Source organism: Pseudomonas sp. B111, from assembly GCF_026428275.1.
Lineage (GTDB): Bacteria > Pseudomonadota > Gammaproteobacteria > Pseudomonadales > Pseudomonadaceae > Pseudomonas > Pseudomonas aeruginosa.
Genome location: NZ_CP097857.1, coordinates 5,693,478 through 5,715,329, shown reverse-complemented (window position 1 = coordinate 5,715,329; position 21,852 = coordinate 5,693,478). Strand labels below are relative to the sequence as shown.

Sequence of the window (21,852 nt, the reverse complement as noted above, 5' to 3'; positions counted from 1 at the left end):
CGCAAGGAGCACACGATGAAGACCCGTCTTTCCCTTTCCGCCCTGGCCCTCGCCTGCGCCACCCTGGCCGGCTGCCAGAACCTGCCCCAGGGGGACCTCATGCAGCACGGCATGATGGCGGTGAAGGCCGCCACCCTGAGCGACGCCGAGGTCCGCCAGGTCGCCGACCAGGCCTGTGCCGAGTCCGACCAGCAGAACCGCATCGCCCCGGCCAACAGCAAGTACGGCCAGCGCCTGGACAAGATCGCCAAGGCCCTGGGCGACCAGATCGACGGCGTGCCGGTGAACTACAAGGTCTACCTCACCGAGGAGGTCAACGCCTGGGCCATGGCCAACGGCTGCATCCGCGTCTACAGCGGGCTGATGGAGCTGATGAGCGACAACGAGATCGAAGGCGTACTCGGCCACGAGATGGGCCACGTCGCCCTCGGCCACACCCGCAAGGCCGCCCAGACCGCCTACGCGGCCGCCGCGGTGCGCGGCGCCGCCGGCGCCTCGAAGAGCGGCGCGCTGGCCGCCCTGTCCGGCTCCCAGCTGGGCGAACTCACGGAATCGCTGATCAACGCGCAGTTCTCCCAGTCCCAGGAGTCCGACGCCGACGATTTTTCCTACGAGCTACTGAAGAAGCGCGGAGTGAACACCCAGGGCCTGGTCACCGCCTTCGAGAAGCTGGCCAAGCTGGGCGGCGGCGACAGCAGCATGTTCGATTCGCACCCGGGCTCCCAGGCCCGCGCCGATCACATCCGCCAGCGCATCGCCGCGGATCGCAAGTAACGCTCCCGCCCCGGTCTCCCGCGCTCGCGGGAGACCGCCTCACGCCGCCCGCTTGTGCTCGCGAATGCAGGTCGGGCCGGCGCGCTCCTCGACCTCGCGCTGCACGTCGCCGCGCAGCCCCAGCAGAAAGGCCAGTTCCGCCAGCACGAAGAGCGGACCGACGATCAACCCGCTGAGATCGTCGACGAAGGCCGGCTTGCGCCCTTCGTAGTAATGACCGACGAACTGGATGATCCAGCCGACCACGAACAGGCCGACGCCCCAGCCCAGCCAGGCCGCGGTAGTCCCCGCCGCCAATTGCGCAGCGCCCCACACCGTCAGCGCCAGCAGCGCCGTCATGGCCGCGCCGAAGCGCAGGTCCAGGCGCAGGTAGAACAGCGCCGCGGCGAGCGCCAGCAGCAGCGCCGGAGACAGGCCGAACCCCAGCGCCGGCCGCGCCAGCAACACGGCGATGGAGAGGACGATCATCGGAATGCCGATGAAATGGCTGAAGATGTTGCGCCGGTCGCGGTGGTAGGCGGCGTATTGCGCAAGGTGATCGACTAGGGTTTTCATTGTTGTGGTCTCACGCCAGGGTTCTCGCATCATCGCGCCGCCCCGGTTTTCCACTCTGTCAGCTAGACGACAAACATGAACGAGCGTACCGACTACCGTTCGCAACTCCAGGCCGGCCGCTGGTTCCAGGGTTTGCCGGAGGCCTTGCAGACGCACCTGCTGGCACTCGCCCAACCGCGCCATTTGCCGCCGGGCCAGCGCCTGTTCGCCCGCGGCGACGCGCCCTGCGGACTGTACTGCGTGGTCGAGGGCGCGATCCGTATCAGCGCGGTCAGCGAGAACGGCAAGGAGGCGCTGCTGATCCTGGTGGAAGCACCGCACTGGTTCGGCGAGATCGCCCTGTTCGACGGCCAGGCGCGCACCCACGACGCCTACGCCGAAGGCCACACCCAGCTACTCCAGGTACCGCAGGCGGCGCTGCTCGAACTGCTTCGCCGCGAGCCGCATTACTGGCGCGACATGGCCCTGCTGATGAGCCACAAACTGCGCCTGGCATTCATCGCCCTGGAAGAGATGGCCCTGCTGCCGGCCGCGCAACGCCTGGCGCGGCGCCTGCTGATGCTCGCCGAGGGCTACGACAACAGCCGCAGCCGGCAGGTCCTGCACCTGCCGCAGGAGCAGTTGGCATTGATGCTGTCGCTGTCGCGGCAGACCACCAACCAGATCCTCAAGGACCTCGAAGCCCAGGGCATCCTCCAGCTCAGCTACGGCGGCATCGAGATCCTCGACCTCGCCGGCCTGCGCGCGGCCACCCACGGCTGAGCGCGAATCACACTTTCGAACACTTGCAGGCGCGCCATGGCCGGCTACCGTGTGCAGGGCACCTGCCCTCGGTGCGGATATCCATAACGACAACAACAGGATCTCCCCATGCTCCGTCCCGCGCTTCCCGCTGTCCTCTGTCTTTGCTGCCTGTTGCTGGCGCTGCCGGCGCGCGCCGCCCTCGACGACCAGCAACGCGCCCTGCAACAACTGCAGGTCCAGGCCTGTCGCGCGGTGGGCAGCCTGTTGCTGCTGCGCGGCGAGGGCTTCCAGGAACAGCACGCGGCGCAACTGGAGAAGGATCTCGCCAGCCTCGACCGCGCGCTCGCCGCCGCCCCCGAGGGGGTGCTCCTGCGGCAAGGCGAAAAGACGCTGGTGGCGCGCATCCGTGAAGGCGCGGCCTACGGCCCCCGCGAGGAGGACCTGCCCTGGCGCTACCCGCAGCAACTGAGCCGCGCCCTGCGTGACTTCCTCAACCTGGTGGAACGCCAGGTGCCGCCGCCCCCGCCAGGCCAGCCCCTGCCGCTCTGGCAGTTGCCGGTGCGGGTCGAGTACCTGTCCCTGCAATACCTGGCGCGCGCCTACCTGGGCGGGCTGGAGATTGCCCGCGAACAGCCCCGGGACTATCTCGGCCAGGACGAGAGCGTGCTGGTCCCGCTGATCGACCGGCGCATCGCCCTGCTGGTGGCGCAAAGCGCCAACCCGGCGGGACTGAAGAAACTGGAAAACCGCTGGGAGTACCTGAGCCAGGCCCTGCGCGACCTGAACAGCAAGAGCAGCGCGCTGGTCAGCGCTTCCGGCAGGCCCTGGGCGCCGATCATCGTCGACCGCCACGCGCGGGCCCTGAGCGAAAGCCTGATGCGCTTGAGTGCGGAGTGAGGCCACGCGCCGCACGGGGCGGATAACCTCGCCACTCGCCACGCTGCGCCAGCGTCCGCCCCGACTCCCTGGCCAGCGCATTTTTTCGAATCCGCCCTGCGGATTTTGATTTGCCGCCACGCCCTGGCGCAGGCGCAATGGTGCTCCCGAAAGGAGATCGCCATGCCCACTGCCAACCCACCCGGCCGCACCCTCTGGCTGATGGCCGCCATCGTCCTGGTCGGCCTCAACCTGCGGCCCTCCATGGCCGCCGTCGGCCCACTGCTGAACGCCATGCGCGGCGAGATCGTGCTCAGCTTCGGCAACGTCTCGCTGCTGACCGCCCTGCCGGTGCTGACCCTCGGCCTCGGCATGTTCTTCGGCCTGGGCATCGCCCGCCGCGTCGGCGAGTGGCGTTCGGTGGCCCTCGCCCTGCTGCTGATCGGCGCCGCCAGCGCCCTGCGCCTGGGCAGCCGAGGCCTGCCCGACCTGCTCGGCAGCGCCATGCTCGCCGGCCTCGGCATCGCCCTGATCCAGGCGCTGATGCCGGCCCTGATCAAGGCCCGTTTCGGCGCGCGCACGCCGCTCTGCATGGGGCTCTACGTCACCGCCATCATGGCTGGCGCGGCGCTATCCGCCAGTGCTGCGCCGACCCTGGCGGAGCACGCCGGCTGGCGGCTCGGCCTCGGTGCCTGGGCGGCGCTCGCCGCGCTCGCGCTGCTGGCCTGGTGGCTGCAACCCGGCACCCGCCTGCGCCTGCCCGACGCGCAGCCCGGCAGGAGCCTCCTGCGCTATCCGCGGACCTGGCTGCTGATCCTGTTCTTCGGCCTCGGCACCGCCTGCTACACCTGTGTGCTGGCCTGGCTCGCGCCCTATTACCTGGAACAGGGCTGGAGCGCCCAGGAATCCGGCCTGCTGCTCGGTTTCCTGACGGCCGTGGAGGTACTCTCCGGGTTGCTCGCGCCGGCCCTGGCCAGCCGCTCGCGGGATCGCCGCCCGGTGCTGGTCGGGCTAACCGCGCTGATGCTGGCCGGCTTCCTCGGCCTCGCCTGGACGCCGGCCAGCCTGCCGCTGCTCTGGGCGCTGTGCCTCGGACTGGGCATCGGCGGGCTGTTCCCCATGGGCTTGATCGTCTGCCTCGATCACTTCGACGCGCCGCAACGCGCCGGTCAACTGGCTGCCCTGGTACAAGGCGCCGGCTACCTGATCGCCGGGGTCTCGCCATGGGTCGCCGGGCTGCTGCGCGACAGCCTCGGCAGCTTCACCGGCGCCTGGCTCGGACTGACCGCGGTGGCGGCGCTGCTACTGGGACTGGGCCTGCGCTTCGACCCACGGCGCTATGCGGCACTGTTCGCCGAGCGGCAGGCGCGAGGCGTCGGCGCCGAAAGCTTGCGCTGAGGAAGGGGACGGGTTCTGATGGCGCTCCCGACGCCGTCAGGACGCCCCGATGCTGATCGCCAACGGCCTGCGCAAGGTCGACATGCAGGACCTGCTGGTCTTCCTCCAGGTCCACCAACGGCAGAACCTCGTCGAGGTCGCCGAACACCTGAACCTCAGCCCGTCGACGGTCAGCTACTGCCTGAAGAAGCTGCGCCAGGCCTTCGACGACGAGCTGTTCATCGCCACCCGCGGCGGCATGCAGCCGACCCACAAGAGTCGCGCCATGCTGCCCCATGTGGAGGAAATGCTCGCCCGCATCAACGCCTGTCACGCCGCCCAGGGCAGCTTCGACCCGCGTGGCGAGCCGCGTACCTTTACCCTCTGCGCGCCGGAATACGTCGAGCTGCTGATCCTTCCGGCACTCCTGCGACGGCTCGCCGCCAACGGCCCGAGGATCGGCCTGGACATCCGCCGCCTGGGTCCCGAACTGCCCACCGAAGCATTGCTCGACGGCCAGGTCGACCTGGTCTTCGACTTCGGTCCCGAGTACCACCGACCGGCACCGGAGCTACAGGCGCTCGCCCTGTTCAGCGACGAGCTGCTCTGCGTACAGGATCGTGCCCAGCCGCGCCACGAGCGCCTGGAGCTGGACGAGTTCTGCCGGCGCCGCTTCGTCTTCCCGACCCCGCTCAACGCCAGCAACGCCAACCTGGTGGACACGTGGCTGCGACGCCAGGGCCGCAGCCGCGAAGTCGCCGCGCGCGCCAACAGCTACGTCGCCGCCCTGCAACTGCTGCCGGGCAGCGACTTCGTGCTGATGCTGCCGCGACGTATCCACGCGCTGCTCGACGATGGCCGCCATCGCGCCTGCCTCGCACCGTCGGGGCTGCCGCCGTTCGCCCTGCACCTATCATGGAGCCGCGCCGCCGACCAGGACCCGGCGAACCTCTGGCTGCGCGAACAGGTGCTGATCGTCTGCGCCGAGCTGGGTTTGCTCTAGCCTGCGTCATCCTGCACTTCGAGGCTCGCCGCCAGGGAGCGCCAGAGCACTTCGGCGAATACCTGCTGGATGCCGCCGGCCAGGTAGTCGAACATCTGCTGCGCTTCCCGCCACTGGCTGCACACCAGCCAGAGATCCGGCTCGAGGGCGTCCCTGCGCACCTGGTACTCCAGGCAACCCGGCGCCTCCAGCCCCGGTTCGACCAGTTGTTGCAGGCGCAGGCCAAGCCGTTCCGACTGACCGTTGCGCGCGCGAATACGGATGACCTGGCTGGCGCTCATGACGGACGCTCCTCCGGACGAACGAGCGACGCCTCAGTGGGCGCCGCGCTCCAGTGGCTTGAGGATCGGGTCGCCCTCCTTGAGCAACTCCCAGACCAGCAACTTGGCCGGCTTCATCGGATCGGGATTGCGTGCCAGCAGGTGCGGCACGTTCGCCGGCTCGTACCAGCTTTGGCCCACCGTGTAGGTTTCCACCGGGCCGCCTTCCAGTTGCGTCTGCACGGTGCCTTCGAGCACGTAGACGAACACCGAGCCGGGATGCACATGGGGCGCGGAGACCTGACCGGGCTTGAACGACACCGTCAGCATCAACCCACGATGGCCGGGAATCTCGGCCAGGGCCTGGTCGCGCAGGGTTTCCACCTTCTCCGCAGCATGGGCGCTGGCCAGCGTCGGCAGCGCGGCGAGCAGCAGGCAGGCGATCGATCGATTGGCCTTCATCGCCGCCCACCTCACTCCGGTTGCATGCCCATGCCGACGCCGAAGCGGTTCCAGGCGTTGATGGCCGAGACCGCCAGGGTCAGTTCGGCGATCTCCTTGTCGTCGAAGTGCTCGCGCAGTTCGTCGAGCAGGCCGTGCGGCAACGGACCCTGACTGAGGCGGGCGAGTTGCTCGGTCCAGGCCAGGGCGGCGCGCTCGCGCGGGGTGAAGTAGGGGGTTTCCTGCCAGACGCAGAGCGCTTGCAGACGCTGCTCGGTCTCGCCGGCCTTGCGCGCGTCGTTGGCATGCATGTTCACGCAGTAGGCGCAACCGTTGATCTGCGAAGTGCGCAGGTAGACCAGTTCGATCAGCGGGCGTTCCAGGCCGGCCTTGGCCAGGGCCTTTTCCAGGCCGAGCATGGCGGCATAGGCGTCGGGGGAGGCTTTGGCCCATTCGAGGCGGGTGGTCATGGCGAATCTCCTTGGCTGATTGGCAGCCGCGAGGGTGGAAAGCGGCGCGGCATGGGGTAACACTAAGCCTGCCTTTGGCTTCCACGAAGAGCCAATTACCAGAAATACCAGGTAGCCAATTTCGCCATGGAACTGCAACTGATCCTCGACGGCCGCCACGACCTGGTCGGCCAGCTCTATCGCCAGCTGCGCGACGCGATCCTCCACGGTCGCCTGGCCACCGGCGATCGCCTGCCAGCCACGCGCTACCTCGCCGAACGCCTGGAAGTGTCGCGCAAGACCGTCAGCGAAGCCTACGAGCGCCTCACCAGCGAGGGCTTCCTCGAAGGCCGGGTCGGCAGCGGCACCTTCGTCGCCCGCGGGCCCGCCGGGGAAGCGCCGCCGCAGCGCGCCGACGGTCCGTTGCGGCCGGCCGCGCGCTGGGCACACATCGAACCGCAGTCCGGTCTGATGGACCAGCGAGCACCGCTCCGCTACAGCTTCGCCGGCGGCACGACCGACAAGCGCCGCTTTCCCTTCGATACCTGGCGTACCTGCGTGCTCCAGGCGCTACGCCTGCAACAGCGCTCGCCGGCGTTCTACAAGGAAACCGAAGGCGACCCCGAGCTGCGCCTGGCGATCTCCCGCTACCTGGCGATCAACCGCGCCGTGCAGTGCGACTGGAACGCCCTGATGGTCACCCAGGGCGCCCAGCAGGGACTCGACCTGCTGGCCCGGGTGATGCTCGACCCCGGCGACCTGGCGGTGGTCGAGGAACCCGGTTATCCGCCGGCCCGCGCCAGCCTGCTGGCCACCGGCGCCGAGGTGCGCGGAGTGCCGGTGGACGCCGAGGGGCTGCGCGTCGACCTGCTGCCGGACAACGCCAAGCTGGTCTACGTCACCCCGTCGCACCAGTTCCCGCTGGGCATGCCGATGAGCCTGGAGCGGCGCCTGCAGTTGCTGGACTGGGCGCAGCGCCACCGGGCGCTGATCATCGAGGACGACTACGACAGCGAGTACCGCTTCGACGGGCGTTCGCTGGAGTCGCTGCGCAGCCTCGACCGGCACGGCCAGGTGGCCTACCTCGGGACCTTTTCCAAGACCCTCTTCCCCGAGCTGCGCCTCGGCTACCTGCTACCGCCGGCGAGCCTGCGCGAAGCGGTGCTGGCGGCGCGCAAGCTGGTCGACCGGCACAGCGAGACCTTGCAGCAACGCGCCCTCGCGCTGTTCATCCAGCGCGGCGACTTCGCCCGCCATACGCGCCGCCTGCAACGCGAATACGCCCAGCGTCGCCGGCGCCTGCTGGAACGCCTGCACGGCGACCTGAGCCCCTGGCTCGAAGCGCTGCCGGCGGTGGCCGGGATCCACTTCGCGGCGCGCTGTCGCGAACCGCTGGATGTGCTGCGCATCGCCCGTCATTTGCGCCAGCAAGGTCTGGAGGTCGGCACCCTGCCGCCCTTCTACGCGGAAACCCCGGCACAGGCCGGCTTCCTCTTCGGCTTCGGCTGCATCGAACGGGACGACATCGACCCGGCGTTGGACCTGTTGCGCGCCGAGCTGCGGCGCTAGGCGCGCTTCCGCCCATCCACGGCCGGCAACTCGGCGGCGCGCAGGTAGGTGCCGATCTCCCCGGCCAGAGGCTCGATTGCAACCGCGCCCCATGCCCAGCGGCGCATGACGCGCCGCGTTATCCGCCCTACGGGAGGCGCCGCCCCTTGCAAAGGCCCGGCGAGGGCGGCTCAGGGCTGCAGCAGTTTCGCCAGTCGTTCGCCGTCCAGGCCGAGCATGCGGGCAGCCTTGCTCTCGGCCAGTTGCTCCGCGTCGTCCTCGGGCAGGCTGGCGGCCTGGGTCGCCAGGCTGAGGATCAGCTCTTCGCGGGAAAGCACGCCACCGAACTGGTACGCCGCAGCGATCAGCCGGCGCAGCTCCAGCGGCAGCCGCCAACGCGCCCGCAGGGCCGAGCCGAAGCTGGCGCCGAAACGCCCCAGCAGCTCGTCGAGCCGCGCCTCGTCCAGCGCGCCGCCGCCATCGCACCAATCCTGCAATGTCCGCAGCAGCGCCAGGTCGCCCAGGCGATGCAGCAGCCCTGCGGTATAGCAGCGCTCGACGTCCGCGCCGAGGGCGTCGGCCAGTTCCCAGGCGATGTCCGCGCAACGTTGCGAAAGATCCCAGAAGTGCATGGCGCGCTCGGCCAGCAGCGGCTCGCCGAGCTGGATGGCCCGCTGCAGGCTGAAACCGAGCACCAGGTTCAGGCTGTGCCCGAGTCCCAGCCGCCGCAGGGCCTGGCCCAGGGTCTGGCAGGCCGGACCGACGTGCCGGGCGGCGCTGTTGGCGGCGGCGATCAGGCCAGCGGTGATCTGCGGGTCGCGACCGAACTCATCCTCCAGCACGCGCAGCGGATGCTCCTCGGCGCTCAGGCAACGATCGCTGGCGGCACGCACGTCGGCCAGCAACGGCGCCCCCTCCGCGGAGTCGCGCGCGCGTTCGAGGAAAGCCTCCAGGTTCTCGCCCGCGTCCCGCTCCGGCAGCGGACAGGCGACCACTTCGTCGCCCTTCAGCAACAACCCTCGCAGGCGTTGCATCAGGTTCTCGGCCTGGAACGGCTTCACCAGGTAGGCGGTCGGCGCCAGTGCCACGGCGGCGCGCACGCTGGCCTGGTCGGCGCGGTCGCTGATCAGGATGAACGGCTGCTCGGCGACCGAGCGGCGCAGGCGCGCTTCGCGCAGCAGCTCGAAGCCATCCACTTGCGGCAGGTTCAGCTCGGCCAGGATCAACGCGAAGCGCCGGCGCCGGCAATGCGCCAGCGCTTCCCCGCCATCGCCGCAGAGGACCAGCCGCGCATCGCAACGCACGCCGAGGACCAGTTGGCCAAGCAAGTCGCGACTCCAGGGGTCCGGATCGGCAATCAGGATGACGGGGGCCTTTTTCGCGGCACTCATGGCTTTCCTCTTCGAACCTGGCGAACCGAGCAGGCCGCACCAGGCATGACAGGCGGGCACGACACGGCCCGCGGGCACACAAGGGTATGACGGGCGAACACGGTGCGCCTCTAGGACCTGTCCTAATCGCCACGAACGGAACGACCGGAGGAATGCGGGAGGATTCGTATGCGCCAGGCGCCCAAGGGTAACAGGGGAAAACCGTTCGTCGGGCGTTTCGCGGAAAACCCTGGCAGAAAAAAGAGGCTTCCGTTTCCGTGAAGCCTCTGAAAGAAAGGCCCGCGCGGACGCGCGGGCCTCGGGGGTATCGCTTTGCCGGTGAAGCTTAAGCGAGTTCGTCGAAGCACTCGGCCAGGATGGCCAGGCCCTTCTCCAGTTGCGCGTCGGGGATGGTGACGGGCATGAGGAAGCGGATGACGTTGTAGTAGGTGCCGCAGGAGAGCAGGATCAGGCCCTTCTCGCGCGCACGGACGACGATCTTGCTGACCAGCTCGGCGGCCGGCTTGTGGGTATCGCCGCCCTCGAACAGCTCGATGGCCACCATCGAACCCAGGCCACGAACGTCGCCGATCACCTTGTGCTTGGCCTGGATCTCGCGCAGGCCGGCCTTGAGGCGCTCGCCGACGGCTTGCGAACGTTCCAGCAGCTTCTCTTCCTCGAACACCTTCAGCACGGCCAGTGCCGCGGCGCAGGCGATCGGGCTGCCGGCATAGGTGCCGCCCAGGCCGCCGGGCGCGATGGCGTCCATGATCTCGGCCTTGCCGGCCACGCCGGAGATCGGGAAGCCGCCGCCGACCGACTTGGCGAAGGTGGTCAGGTCAGGAACGATGCCCAGTTGCTCGGTAGCGAAGAAGGTGCCGGTACGGCCGGCGCCGGTCTGCACTTCGTCGGCGATCAGCAGGATGCCGTGCTGGTCGCACAGGGCGCGCAGGCGCTGCATGAAGGACTTGGAGTTGACGTAGAAGCCACCCTCGCCCTGCACCGGCTCGATGATGATCGCGGCGATGTCCTGGGGCTGGGCATCGTTCTTGAAGATGCGCTCGATGCTGGCGATGGAGTCGTCCTCGCTCACGCCGTGCAGCTCGCAGGGCGCCAGGGCGCGGAAGATGCCGCCCGGCATCAGGCCCATGCCGGCGGAGTACGGGACCACCTTGCCGGTCAGGCCCAGGGTCATCATGGTGCGGCCGTGGTACGCGCCGGTGAAGGCGATCACGCCAGCGCGGCCGGTGGCGGCGCGGGCGATCTTGACGGCGTTCTCCACGGCTTCGGAGCCGGAGGTGACCAGCAGGGTCTTCTTCGGGAAGTCGCCCGGCACGCGCTTGGCGATTTCCTCGGCCAGCTCGATGTAGGGTTCGTACGCCAGCACCTGGAAGCAGGTGTGGGACAGCTTGCCCAGTTGCTCCTGGACCGCGGCGATCACCTTCGGATGCAGGTGGCCGGTGTTCAGCACGGCGATGCCGCCGGCGAAGTCGATGTACTCGCGGCCTTCCACGTCCCAGACGGTGGAGTTCTCGGCGCGCTCGGCGACGACCGGGTGGATCTGGCCCACGCCGCGGGGTACCGCGGCCTGGCGACGCTTCAGCAGGGATTCGTTGGTCTTGCTCATGGCTTCCTCAGTGGCCGCTCATCGGGTCGGCCGGGTCAAAGGATGAAGGCGGGAAGGAAGCTCCCCAAGGCAGCATGCGATGATCGACTGCCTCGGGACTTGCAGGCCCGCCAGGGCTCGGAGCCGCTTCGCGATCGGCGACCGCGACTCCCGGTTCGTCCGGTGCCACCACCGGCAACGTCGACACCGGACGGCGCAGCTCTTGCCTGCCGTCCGGCCCCTCCGGATGCGTTTCTCGCCGGACTCAGATACCGCCCAGGCAGAGGTACTTGATCTCGAGGTAGTCCTCGATCCCGTACTTGGAGCCTTCGCGGCCCAGGCCCGAGGCCTTGATGCCGCCGAACGGCGCCACTTCGTTGGAGATCAGGCCGGTGTTGATGCCGACCATGCCGTACTCCAGTTGCTCGGCGACGCGGAACACGCGGGCCAGGTCGCGGGCGTAGAAGTAGGACGCCAGGCCGAACTCGGTGTCGTTGGACATAGCGATGACCTCGGCCTCGTCCTTGAAGCGGAACACCGGCGCCAGCGGGCCGAAGGTCTCGTCCTTGGACACCAGGGCGTTCTTCGGCACGTCGACCAGGATGGTCGGCTCGAAGAAGGTGCCGCCGAGGGCGTGCGGCTTGCCGCCGGAAACCACCTTGGCGCCCTTGGAGACCGCGTCGGCGATGTGTTCCTCGACCTTGGCCACGGCCTTGGCGTCGATCAGCGGACCGGTGGTCACGCCGGCTTCCAGGCCGTTGCCGATGTTCAGCTTGGCCACGGCGGCCTTCAGCTTGTCGACGAAGGCGTCATACACGCCGTCCTGCACGTACAGGCGGTTGGCGCAGACGCAGGTCTGGCCGTTGTTGCGGTACTTGGAAATCAGCGCGCCCTCGACGGCGGCGTCCAGGTCGGCGTCGTCGAACACGATGAACGGCGCGTTGCCGCCCAGCTCCAGGGACACCTTCTTGATGTCCTGGGCGCACTCGGCCATCAGTTGGCGGCCGATTTCGGTGGAACCGGTGAAGGTCAGCTTGCGCACGATCGGGTTGCTGGTCAGCTCGCCGCCGACTTCGCCGGCGCTACCGGTGACCACGCTGAACACGCCCTTCGGAATGCCGGCGCGCTCTGCCAGCTCGGCCAGGGCCAGGGCGGAATACGGGGTCTGCGAAGCAGGCTTGAGCACCATGGTGCAGCCGGCGGCCAGGGCCGGGCCGGCCTTGCGGGTGATCATCGCCGAGGGGAAGTTCCACGGCGTGATGGCCGCGGTCACACCGATCGGCTGCTTGATCACGATGATGCGCTTGTCCGGCTGGTGGCCGGGAATGGTGTCGCCGTAGATGCGCTTGGCTTCTTCGCCGAACCATTCGAGGAAGGAGGCGGCGTAGGCGATCTCGCCCTTGGCCTCGGCCAGCGGCTTGCCCTGCTCGATGGTCATCAGGCGGGCCAGGTCGTCCTGGTTCTCGATCATCAGGTCGAACCAGCGGCGCAGCTTGTTGGCGCGCTCCTTGGCGGTCAGCGCGCGCCAGGCCGGCAGGGCCTTGTCGGCAGCCTCGATGGCGCGGCGGGTCTCGGCGGCGCCCATCTTCGGCACGCTGCCGATGATCTCGCCGGTGGCCGGGTTGTTCACCTTGATGGTCTGGCCGTTGTCGGCATCCACCCAGGCGCCATCGACGTAGGCTTGTTGACGGAACAGCTTGGCATCTTTGAGTTGCATGACCTGTCTCCTTCGAGGAATGCCGTGAGCAGCGGGTCTACCTCGACTACCCCGCGTGCCTGGTTGTCTGGTTCGGTTGTAACCGGAAAGTGTTGCCTGCTGGTTATTCGAAAGGGCCAGCGCCCCGGTGTTCCATTTCCTGCGCCCTGTGCCAGCGGCGTCGCCGTTACCGGCCGGCCACCGTGCGCAACGGGCGGACGCGGACGAACGCGTCCGCCGACAGGCGTCGGGGAGGATACGAAAGACTCGTGCGGGAAAGGGATTGCGGACGAAACGCCACGCCGGCACCACGGCGGCCCGGCAGCGCGAAAGGCCGGACGAGCGACGGGCAGGTCAGAAAGAGGTCATTCCAGGGGCACGCGGCCGGCTGAACTGATGCCAATTCCCCGGTCTCCTGTTGTTGTGGCTTTGGGGGCGTTTGAAATCTCAAACGAATCCTAGGGCCACCACTGACAAAGGGCAATACCCCGTTCGATAAAATCAACGAAAGTCGGAAAATCCTGCTGCTTTTCTGAGCACATCCTCGACGGACGGTCGTTTTCGTTCGAAATCACGAACGTACGCACATGGAATGGACTCCCGCCGACGAGATGCGTATGATTGCGGCCTGCCGCGCGAGCCGCGGCGCTGCATCCGTAGCTCAGCTGGATAGAGTACTGCCCTCCGAAGGCAGGGGTCGTGGGTTCGAATCCCGCCGGATGCGCCATACAAATCAAGCACTTACCAAAAGTCATTAGCCACAAGCCACCTCTCATGGGTGCATGGTAGGTGCAGTAAGCCTAAAGGAAAGCCCCGTCCTGAATCGCTCAGGCGGGGCTTTTTTATGCCGGCCAGCTCAAATGTCTGTCGTCAGTTCCAGCAGGGCAACCGGGTGGTCTGCGTCGCTCCCGGTAAGTTCGATCCCCTGGCGATTGGTCAGGCAAGGTGGGATTTTCCTCACTTCCCCCATTGGCGGTTGTGAGATAGCGCCGCGTTAGCCCATGGCTCAGTTCGGAGCCATCGCTGGTCGCGCCAAGGGGCGCACTTGAAATGCGCCCCTTCCCGGTAACGCGATCAACGTTAGTCCACCGTTAGCCAACGTTGCTCCAACGTTAATGCCCGAGGCCGTAACTCAGCGGGGTCGCCGTCTCCACAAAATTGCGGCCACGGTCGCGCGATCATCTCCTGAAAAATCAGGGCATGTTCACTACGAATATTTTGTAGTGGCGGCTTCAGCCGGTGGCTGGAGTGAGAGTTTTACGAGACTCTCGTAATACCCCGAATCTGGGGGATTTTGTGCGTCCGAAATTCGGACGCACAAAACACCGACTGACGACGAATTTCGTCCGCAGTCAAAAGGACGTTTTGCGTACTTTTGAAGCCGGGTTTTCAAATGCGGGATATTCCCGTATTTGCGCTTGAACGCAGCGAGCCTTTGCCTGCAATGCAGGAGATCCAAAACCGGCGATTTGCCGGTTTTGAGGTCGGACTATCCGACTTCAAGCCGGCCACCCGCATTTGAACGGCGGTTCGCCCCCATTGGGGGAATACCGGCTGAGGGAGAGGTCACGCATACGGTGGAAAGGTGAGCTTGTACCGGCTGGGCTTGGTGAACGTTTGGACAATCAGACTACGCGTGCTGAAGCGTTGTTTGGATAGGGGCAGAGGCAGAAAATACTCCAACCATTCAGCCTCACAATCCAAAAGCCATTGTGCAACTTTTTGGTTGATAACGTTGTGGATAGAACGCTAGGGAACAAATACCCAAAGGGCTCCGAGAGAGTGCGCAACTTTTTGCAAGCGGTGCGCAAAAAGTTGCGCAATTTTCAGTGTTCTTCCCATGAGAATCGCCAGCGAGTTTTTGGCTTCCCCCAATAACGCCTTGATGGAAAAGAGTTTCAAGACTAGTGGCACGGTTCTTGTCTAGCACCGATGTCCCCGGCATATCGCCTGGGCACTTTCAACGACAAGGAACGTATCCATGGCAACCCCCGCCTATATGTCCATCACCGGCACCAAGCAGGGCCTGATCACCGCCGGCGCCTTCACCGAGGACTCGGTCGGCAACACCTATCAGGAAGGCCACGAGGACCAGGTGATGGTCCAGGGCTTCAACCACGAAGTGATCATCCCGCGTGACCCGCAGTCCGGCCAGCCGACCGGCCAGCGCGTGCACAAGCCTGTGGTCATCACCAAGGTCTTCGACAAGGCCTCGCCGCTGCTGCTGGCCGCCCTGACCTCCGGCGAGCGCCTGACCAAGGTCGAGATCCAGTGGTACCGCACCTCCGCCGCCGGCACCCAGGAGCACTACTACACCACCGTCCTGGAAGACGCGATCATCGTCGACATCAAGGACTACATGCACAACTGCCAGGACCCGGGCGCCCACTTCACCCACCTGGAAGACGTGCACTTCACCTACCGCAAGATCACCTGGACCCACGAAGTCTCCGGCACCTCCGGCTCCGACGACTGGCGCTCCCCGGTCGCCGGCTGAGCCGCGACCGCCGCACGCGGCCAGCCTCGCTGGCCGTCGTGCCCTCGATGACCCAAAGCGCCGCTACCGGAAAGCCCGCGCCGGGTCGATGCCGCTTTTTCGTTGCAGGCGGCTTCCGATCGAGCCTAACGCGCCCTTGTCTCGCCCGCGCCAGGCAGGACAAGGAACGGTCGCCCGCCAGTGAACAGGGAACGATCCATGCGTCAACCAGACCTGAAATTCACCTTCGTCCATGGCGAAGGGCCTCGCCCTCGATGCAGGTGCGTCGAGTTCGAACTGGCCGCGAAGCGCTCTGCGAGCCTTTCGCCTCGAACCTGAAGCTGGTCAGCGACAAGAACGCCATCGATTTCAAGCAGGTACTCGACCAGCCGGGCACCTTCACCCTCTGGCAGGACGGCCGTCCGGCACGCTATGTCCATGGCATCGTCAGCCACTTCACCCAGGGCAGCTCGGGTTTTCGCCGGACCCGCTACGAACTGCTGCTGGAACCGCAGTTGGCGCGCCTGGAGCTGTGCTGCAACTGGCGGATCTTCCAGGAGAAGAGTGTTCCGGAGATTCTCCAGGCGCTGCTCAAGGAACACCGGGTGCTCGACTACGAACAGCTATCTACCTCGAGCACCTGCCGAGCGCGAATACTGCGTGCAGGCCGGCGACAGCGATCACTACCTGCACGACCGGCTGGCCTTCGAGGAAGGCCTGGTCTACTACTTCCGCTTCGACGAACACCGCCACACCCTGGTCTGCAGCGACCGGCTCTACGTCCAGGAGCGTATCGCCGGCGGCCCGGTACTGTTCAGCGCCCAGCCGGAGGGCGACAACCCACAGCCGGTGCTTCATTCTTTCCGCTACAGCGAAAATGTTCGTACGGCTCGACAGACCCAGCGGGACTACAGCTTCAAGCGCCCGACCGACCGAGGAGGAGCATCTCGCTGGCGAGGCGCTCGAGCATCAGGACTCGTCCTACGAGCGCTACGACTACCCCGGTCGCTACAAGCAGAGCGGCGCGGGCCGGCCTTTCAGCGAAAGCCGCCTCAGAGGACATCGGCGCGATGCACGGGTGGCATCGGTCAGCGGCGACGACCCGCGGCTGATCCCGGGCCACGCCTTTGCCCTGGAAGGTCATCCGCGTGCCGACTTCAACGCCTGGTGGCGGCCGGTGCGGGTGGTCCATCGCGGCACCCAGTATGCCGGCCAGGAGGAAGAGTCCGCCGACGCCCCTCTGGGGGTGAGCTACGACCTGCGCGCCGAACTGGTACCCGAGGACGTCGAATGGCGTCCCGCACCGCTGCCTCGGCCGCGTATCGATGGTCCGCAGATCGCGACGGTAGTCGGCCCGGCAGGGGAAGAGATCCATTGCGACGAGTGGGGACGGGTGAAGGTCCAGTTCCCCTGGGATCGCGAGGGACGTCACGATGAATTCAGTACCTGCTGGATACGGGTCGCGCAGAACTGGGCGGGTGCCGACTGGGGACACATGGCGATCCCGCGGATTGGCCAGGAGGTGATCGTCGATTACCTGGACGGCGACTGCGACCAGCCGATCGTCACCGGGCGCACCTACCGGGCGACCAACCGACCGCCCTACGCGCTGCCCGACCACAAGATCCTCAGCACCATCAAGAGCAAGGAGTACAAGGGCAGTCGGGCCAACGAGCTGCGCATCGACGACACCACGGCGCAGATCAGTGCGGCGCTGATGAGCGACCACGGTGCCAGCGCGCTGCACCTGGGCTACCTGACCCATCCTCGGCCCGAAGGCGGCAAGCCGCGCGGCGAGGGCTTCGAACTGCGCACCGACGAACATGGCGCGGTACGTGCGGCCAGGGGCCTGCTGCTGAGCACCGAGGAGCAGCTCAGGGCCGGCGCCGGCCATCTCGACCGAGGCGTCGTGGTGCAGGTGCTGGAGGCGGCGCTGGAGCTGGCCCGCGAGCTGGGCGACTACGCCGGGGAGCACCAGGGCGTGGGGCACGACGCGGCGCCGCAGCAAACCCTCCAGGAAGCCGTGCGCGACCTCGGCCACGGTGCCAACGACGAGTCCGGCAAGAGCAACGGAGGCAAGCCGGCGATCGCCTTGAGCGGTCCGGCAGGGATCGCCGCGGCGACGCCGGCGAGCCTGACCCTGGCCGCCGGCGAGCACGTCGACAGCGTGGCCCGGCAGAACCAGCAGGTGACCGCCGGGCAGAAGGTGGTGATCAACGCCGGCAGCGACATCGGCCTGTTCGCCCAGGGCGGCGAGCTGCGCCAGATCACCCACCAGGGGCCGATGCTGCTGCAGGCGCAGAAGAACGACATCCGCCTGGAGGCCGAGCAGAGCGTGGAGGTCAGCGCCAGCCAGCAGCACGTGCTGGTCACCGCGAAGGAGCACATCACCCTGATGTGCGGCGGCGCCTACCTGACCCTCAAGGGCGGCAACATCGAGCTGGGCATGCCCGGCAACTTCGTGGTCAAGGCGGCGAAGCATAGTCATGTTGGTCCTGCCTATGCGTCTACGGCCTTCAACTCTTGGTCCGGAGCACCGTTCGATCAGCGCGTACGTGTTGTGCGTGGAGGTAGACCGCTTCCCAACTATCGTTATGCGCTTGTGTATAGCGATGGGGCAAGGGTAGAGGGCGTTACCGACAAGGACGGCTGGACAGCGCTGCAGCAAGGACTGACTTCGGAGGGATATGAGATCGAGTTGCTAGGGCCGGCAGAGGTCTGATGCAACTTGGCATATGGGCCCACATGGAGAGGAGATCGAGATGAGTGAGCCAACTAGGCTTGTGTCTACGCACATTGGGACCAATGGACACACCACTGCTCGTGTGACGATGAGTCCAACTAGTAACAAGGTTCGTGCCGAAATTACTGCCCCTCCGGATCAGGCGATTCCGGTTGTTTTTGTGCCGGGCATCATGGGTAGTCCGTTATTGACGTCAAATGCGGAGGCTGGAAGGTTACTTGGGGAAAACAATCGTTGGGCTTGGTTTCCAGACGATGGCGTGGGGTGGGTGGCGGGGTTTACTGCGAAAAGAGGGTACCGTCATCTGAGCCCGACAGAGCGGAAATTGTTGCTTGATCCCGACACTACACGGCCAGTCTCGTCTCCCGAGGATGCAGATCGTGAAGTTGTTTCCGAGCACATTACTACTCTGCCGTTGCAGGAGGCACTTAGTCGTGGTTGGGGGTCGGTGATGATCAGCTCGTACGGCGGCATTCTCAATTTCCTAGAAGCGCAGCTTCGCTTCATCATCACCTCGAAGGGGGAGGTGTATCCGGGGGTGCAAGGTGCGGTGCCGCACAACCCAGAGGTGTGGGGGCAGCTCAATGGCTATCAAGTACTCACAAAGGAGATGTTGCGGGAGGCTGCCGAGTTTCGTTATCCCGTCTATGCAGTGGGCTACAACTGGCTGCAGACCAACGGCAAAGCCGCCGACTATCTGGCGGGAAAAATCGAAGCCATCATTGATCGTTGCAGGAAAGAACTTCGAGTCAAGTGTGACCATGGGGTGATACTGGTTACCCACTCTATGGGAGGGTTAGTTGGCCGAATGTGTGCCAAACGCTATCCCGCTTTGATTCAGGGAGTAGTTCATGGCGTGCAGCCAGCGGTTGGAGCCGGAACGGCTTATCGTAGGGTGCGTGCGGGTTGGGAGGACTTCGCCGGAAGCATCGGGCTTGGTGGAACTGGAAAGAAAATTATGCCGGTATTTGCTAATGCAGCAGGCCCATTGGAGCTTTTGCCCAATCATCGTTATGGGGCCGGTTGGCTGCGCATCACTTGCGAGGGCAGAGTTGTCGCACAACTACCGGAGGCACGTGTGGGGCAGGCGGATCCCTATATGCAAATTTATATGGAGCCTCGAGCGTGGTGGCGCTTGGTTGATCCGCTTTGGATTGATCCGGCGGTCAATAAAATAAAAGGTCCCGCAGCGCTTCAAGCACTTCAGAAAGCCTGGGGGCGCTATGGAATGCGACTGGGCGAGGCAAAGCATTTTCACACCGAACTCGGTAGCAGCTATCACCCTAATACATACTCGCATTACGGCGCAGATGAAGGGGAAATGGCTTTTCATCGCGTCACATGGAATCTTCAGCCGCAAATGATCGCTGCATACCGCAAGGACCTGCCTGCTACCCGAGGGCCCGTACCATCGACCGTTCACGCTATAGGGTTGCGTATGTGGCGCGATGACCACGAGGGGACGGCTTATCTGGTTAATGATGCTGATGGACAGGATATGGTCATGCAGCATGGAGTGGGGGTCATGCGAAGCACTAAAGGCAACTCTTATGTTGGGAAAATACAGGGGCAAGACCAAGTAGGTGATGCGACGGTACCTGCGCATTCTTCCGAAGACTCGGCAAAGGCCGCTGTTTTCTCCGCTCGTATGACAGGGTTTGACCATCAGGCCTCGTACGATAATCGAATGGTGCAAAACGTCACTCTGTATTCGGTTCTATGTATCGGTGCGTTGGCAATACGAAAAGAGGCCGGAAAATCCACGACAACTACAGAAATACCCGCATGAAATGGCGTAAGTATATACCGCACGCTATCTTGCTGGGCATAGCGATAGCCGTGAGCTTCTATGCCTTGCGTTACTGGGGTGACAGCAAATTGCATAGGAATTATCCCATGACAGAATTGACAAAAAAAATGCAGACCCATTGTGTTGGGCGCTTACTCATCGATCTACCAGAAGGAACGGAGTGGGAGCCTACCGCCAGCGGGGCGCATCTTGACGGTTATTTAGCTCTTTCGGTCACCACGGGAGTGTCTGAGGCTGATTACGCTATTTTGATGGAGAAACGATGGGCGGAGATCGAGGCAGAAGAAAAGAAATCCACCAGACTTGCTCCACGGTCGGCAAATAAAAGGAGTCCTCTAAAAAATAGCTCAGTATTTATATATAACTATGTGTGGGTCGAAGGACCTGACCTGAATGGAGTTATGCGTAAAGAGGTTTTTCATGAGGCTGAGGGATATTTGTGGCGTGACAACACATTGTTCACCTTCGGCCGCACGCTAAACGCTGCTGAGGATATTCTGCGTTGGCTTCCCCGGCTGTATACACGGAAGAACAATGAAATACCCGACAGGCCAGGGCTATGCCTGAATGGAGCCTTTGTTGAGTCATACTACGACCTCAATGCTCCGTTCGAGTCAGTTAGCTGGGGATTCAGACTGCCAAAGGAGCTAGGGTTGGTAGTGCGTCATGCGAAGGTGTGGGAACCCGAGCAGCCAATGTTGGAACGTTATCGGGAAGGAGAGGATGAATTCACCGGGCTTCTGGCGAAAGATCTTGCCAAGCCGGGGGTTGTCGCCGGTCGAAAGGAATATAGAGCTCGCAAACGCAATGTAGGCGATCTGGAGGGCGATGAGCGTGTGGTTGGTGGCACTGAAGGAAGAGGTAATTGGAAGTATTTCAAAACCAACATCGGTGGCGAATGGAGTTTCCCTGGTGCCGGAAGTCCTTATCCGATGCCGAGCGTTGGCATTGATCTGGAAACGACCTTTAAGACTGCGACGAAGCCTGCGGAACTTGGTGATTTCCCCACCCACGACGAGGCTCCGGCTTACCCGACTGAGGCAGAGTTCTTTGAACTCTGGGACACAATTCTCAATAGTGTCCGTTATCGCCCCGGAGCACTGACACCTCCTCCACCAAACTCGGGTCCAATGGCCAGTAGCGTCGGTAGCCCTCCTGTTCGCCCGGCACCACTGATGACCTATGACAGAGACGATTATGTTCTGGAGGAGTTTCTCACCAGTTTGACGCCGAAAGAGAATTGGTTGGATGACTTGTAAGGACCAGAAGAAGGAGTAATTGGCAATGGATATCGTTTGGCTCGGTGAAAGCACCTACCACGGTATCACGGTCACGGAGCCGTTTGGCCAGACTGATCGATGGCGGAGGCCACCAGGTGGTCTGCTCCCGATGACGAGCATATTTCCCATCATCGGGAGCAGTGCGCTGCTGGATGTGGATGGGAACGCCGGCCGCCTTGCTCGAGATGAGGATGCCTGATTGCCAGTGGGTCGCAGAGGGCGGCCTAGAGTAGGAGAATGGAGGAGCTTAGGCATTCTCGGCAGGTCGGCGACCTCCATGCGTGCAGTTTGCCTGGAAGCTGAGCTGCTGCAGCACGCGAAATCGCTGGTCGCCGGCAAACTCCTGGGTGGCTCCGACGCCGAGGCCGGACGTGCTCTCAGCGAAGGGGAAATCAGCCTGGCGAAAGGCGTATTCGGCGATTCCATCGACTATTCCACGGTCCGCCTGCGCGACGAGGACTATGTCCCCTGGCAGGGCAAGGACTACGTGATGGCGCCGAACGGCCACATCTACTTCGGCGAGGAGTTGCGCGGCGTGGCGGACTGGAGCCTGGAGAGTCTGCAGCGCCAGGGCCTGTTCATCCACGAAATGACCCATGTCTGGCAGCACCAGCATGGCGTCAACGTCCTTCTGGTGGGGGCCTACCAGCAAGCCAGGCAGTTTCTCCTAGGCGACCAGTACGCCTACCGGTTGGAGCCGGGTAAGACGTTGAAGGACTACAACATCGAACAGCAGGGAGACATCGTTCGAGATTATTTCCTCGAGAAGAACGAGTTCGGGGAAGCCTCTGCGAACAGCAGGTTCGCTGGCGTACTGAAAAACTTCCCAACGGGATACTGACCA

General features: G+C 64.8%; 16 protein-coding genes, 1 tRNA gene and 2 pseudogenes. 12 read left to right on the top strand and 7 right to left on the bottom strand.

The genetic code is table 11. The features are described 5' to 3' along the window. Nucleotides 1-15: 15 nt before the first annotated feature. Nucleotides 16-774, top strand: a complete 759-nt coding sequence (locus tag M6E97_RS26460; protein WP_003112168.1) for a M48 family metallopeptidase — start codon at nucleotides 16-18, stop codon at nucleotides 772-774. Nucleotides 775-813: 39 nt separating this feature from the next. Here M6E97_RS26460 and M6E97_RS26455 read toward each other — a convergent pair whose 3' ends face one another. Continuing rightward, nucleotides 814-1,329: a DUF962 domain-containing protein gene (locus M6E97_RS26455; RefSeq protein WP_003084225.1), complete on the bottom strand. Its 516-nt coding sequence runs from the start codon at nucleotides 1,327-1,329 to the stop codon at nucleotides 814-816. A gap of 75 nt (nucleotides 1,330-1,404) precedes the next feature. Here M6E97_RS26455 and M6E97_RS26450 point away from each other — a divergent pair, with 75 nt between their 5' ends. The 4 genes from M6E97_RS26450 (at nucleotide 1,405) to M6E97_RS26435 (ending at nucleotide 5,329) form a co-directional block, all read left to right on the top strand. Further along, nucleotides 1,405-2,091, top strand: a complete 687-nt coding sequence (locus M6E97_RS26450; protein WP_003137209.1) for a Crp/Fnr family transcriptional regulator — start codon at nucleotides 1,405-1,407, stop codon at nucleotides 2,089-2,091. A 108-nt stretch (nucleotides 2,092-2,199) separates the two neighbouring features. Beyond that, nucleotides 2,200-2,970, top strand: coding sequence for a hypothetical protein (locus M6E97_RS26445; protein WP_033939755.1), 771 nt, complete (start codon nucleotides 2,200-2,202; stop codon nucleotides 2,968-2,970). A gap of 162 nt (nucleotides 2,971-3,132) precedes the next feature. Further along, nucleotides 3,133-4,347 (top strand): cyanate transporter, encoded by a 1,215-nt coding sequence (locus tag M6E97_RS26440; RefSeq protein WP_033939758.1) that lies wholly within the window; start codon nucleotides 3,133-3,135, stop codon nucleotides 4,345-4,347. Between the two features lie 49 nt (nucleotides 4,348-4,396). After that, nucleotides 4,397-5,329 carry a LysR family transcriptional regulator gene (locus M6E97_RS26435; RefSeq protein ID WP_033939759.1) on the top strand — a complete coding sequence of 311 codons (933 nt, stop codon included), beginning with the start codon at nucleotides 4,397-4,399 and terminating at the stop codon, nucleotides 5,327-5,329. Here M6E97_RS26435 and M6E97_RS26430 read toward each other — a convergent pair. The 3 genes from M6E97_RS26430 to M6E97_RS26420 are packed head-to-tail and all read right to left on the bottom strand — an operon-like array spanning nucleotide 5,326 to nucleotide 6,500. Further along, nucleotides 5,326-5,610: an antibiotic biosynthesis monooxygenase family protein gene (locus M6E97_RS26430; protein ID WP_003106257.1), complete on the bottom strand. Its 285-nt coding sequence runs from the start codon at nucleotides 5,608-5,610 to the stop codon at nucleotides 5,326-5,328. The two genes, M6E97_RS26435 and M6E97_RS26430, sit on opposite strands and share 4 nt — an antisense overlap. A 33-nt stretch (nucleotides 5,611-5,643) precedes the next feature. Beyond that, nucleotides 5,644-6,051: a cupin domain-containing protein gene (locus tag M6E97_RS26425; RefSeq protein ID WP_003084212.1), complete on the bottom strand. Its 408-nt coding sequence runs from the start codon at nucleotides 6,049-6,051 to the stop codon at nucleotides 5,644-5,646. A gap of 11 nt (nucleotides 6,052-6,062) precedes the next feature. Then, entirely contained in the window at nucleotides 6,063-6,500 is a 438-nt protein-coding gene (locus tag M6E97_RS26420) for a carboxymuconolactone decarboxylase family protein (protein WP_003084211.1), read from the bottom strand. A gap of 126 nt (nucleotides 6,501-6,626) precedes the next feature. Between M6E97_RS26420 and M6E97_RS26415 the strand changes: the two genes are divergently transcribed. Beyond that, on the top strand, nucleotides 6,627-8,048 hold the full coding sequence (locus M6E97_RS26415; RefSeq protein ID WP_033939761.1) for a PLP-dependent aminotransferase family protein: 1,422 nt from the start codon (nucleotides 6,627-6,629) through the stop codon (nucleotides 8,046-8,048). A gap of 170 nt (nucleotides 8,049-8,218) precedes the next feature. Here the strand turns inward: M6E97_RS26415 and M6E97_RS26410 are convergent, their stop codons facing one another. The 3 genes from M6E97_RS26410 to gabD form a co-directional block, all read right to left on the bottom strand. After that, complete coding sequence (locus tag M6E97_RS26410; protein ID WP_003084206.1) at nucleotides 8,219-9,418, bottom strand: HDOD domain-containing protein; 1,200 nt, start codon at nucleotides 9,416-9,418, stop codon at nucleotides 8,219-8,221. A 325-nt stretch (nucleotides 9,419-9,743) separates the two neighbouring features. Then, the gene (gene gabT / locus M6E97_RS26405; protein ID WP_003106268.1) at nucleotides 9,744-11,024 is read right to left on the bottom strand and encodes a 4-aminobutyrate--2-oxoglutarate transaminase; all 1,281 of its coding nucleotides are present in this window, start codon (nucleotides 11,022-11,024) and stop codon (nucleotides 9,744-9,746) included. A 244-nt stretch (nucleotides 11,025-11,268) separates the two neighbouring features. After that, nucleotides 11,269-12,720 carry an NADP-dependent succinate-semialdehyde dehydrogenase gene (gene gabD, locus M6E97_RS26400; protein ID WP_003106269.1) on the bottom strand — a complete coding sequence of 484 codons (1,452 nt, stop codon included), beginning with the start codon at nucleotides 12,718-12,720 and terminating at the stop codon, nucleotides 11,269-11,271. Nucleotides 12,721-13,349: 629 nt separating this feature from the next. Here gabD and M6E97_RS26395 point away from each other — a divergent pair. The 6 genes and pseudogenes from M6E97_RS26395 to M6E97_RS26355 form a co-directional block, all read left to right on the top strand. Next, nucleotides 13,350-13,426, top strand: a tRNA-Arg gene (locus M6E97_RS26395). 1,254 nt (nucleotides 13,427-14,680) lie between these two features. Next, nucleotides 14,681-15,196: an Hcp family type VI secretion system effector gene (locus M6E97_RS26390; RefSeq protein WP_267262429.1), complete on the top strand. Its 516-nt coding sequence runs from the start codon at nucleotides 14,681-14,683 to the stop codon at nucleotides 15,194-15,196. A gap of 198 nt (nucleotides 15,197-15,394) precedes the next feature. Beyond that, nucleotides 15,395-17,897 (top strand): annotated as a pseudogene (locus M6E97_RS31145) (type VI secretion system Vgr family protein). A gap of 40 nt (nucleotides 17,898-17,937) precedes the next feature. After that, the gene (locus tag M6E97_RS26365; protein ID WP_023109553.1) at nucleotides 17,938-19,707 is read left to right on the top strand and encodes an esterase/lipase family protein; all 1,770 of its coding nucleotides are present in this window, start codon (nucleotides 17,938-17,940) and stop codon (nucleotides 19,705-19,707) included. Further along, nucleotides 19,704-20,987, top strand: coding sequence for a T6SS immunity protein Tli4 family protein (locus tag M6E97_RS26360; protein ID WP_153549362.1), 1,284 nt, complete (start codon nucleotides 19,704-19,706; stop codon nucleotides 20,985-20,987). The genes M6E97_RS26365 and M6E97_RS26360 overlap by 4 nt, the downstream gene beginning before the upstream one ends. A 343-nt stretch (nucleotides 20,988-21,330) precedes the next feature. After that, a pseudogene (locus M6E97_RS26355) lies at nucleotides 21,331-21,849 on the top strand (type VI secretion system tip protein VgrG); the annotation flags it as partial. Nucleotides 21,850-21,852 lie beyond the last annotated feature (3 nt).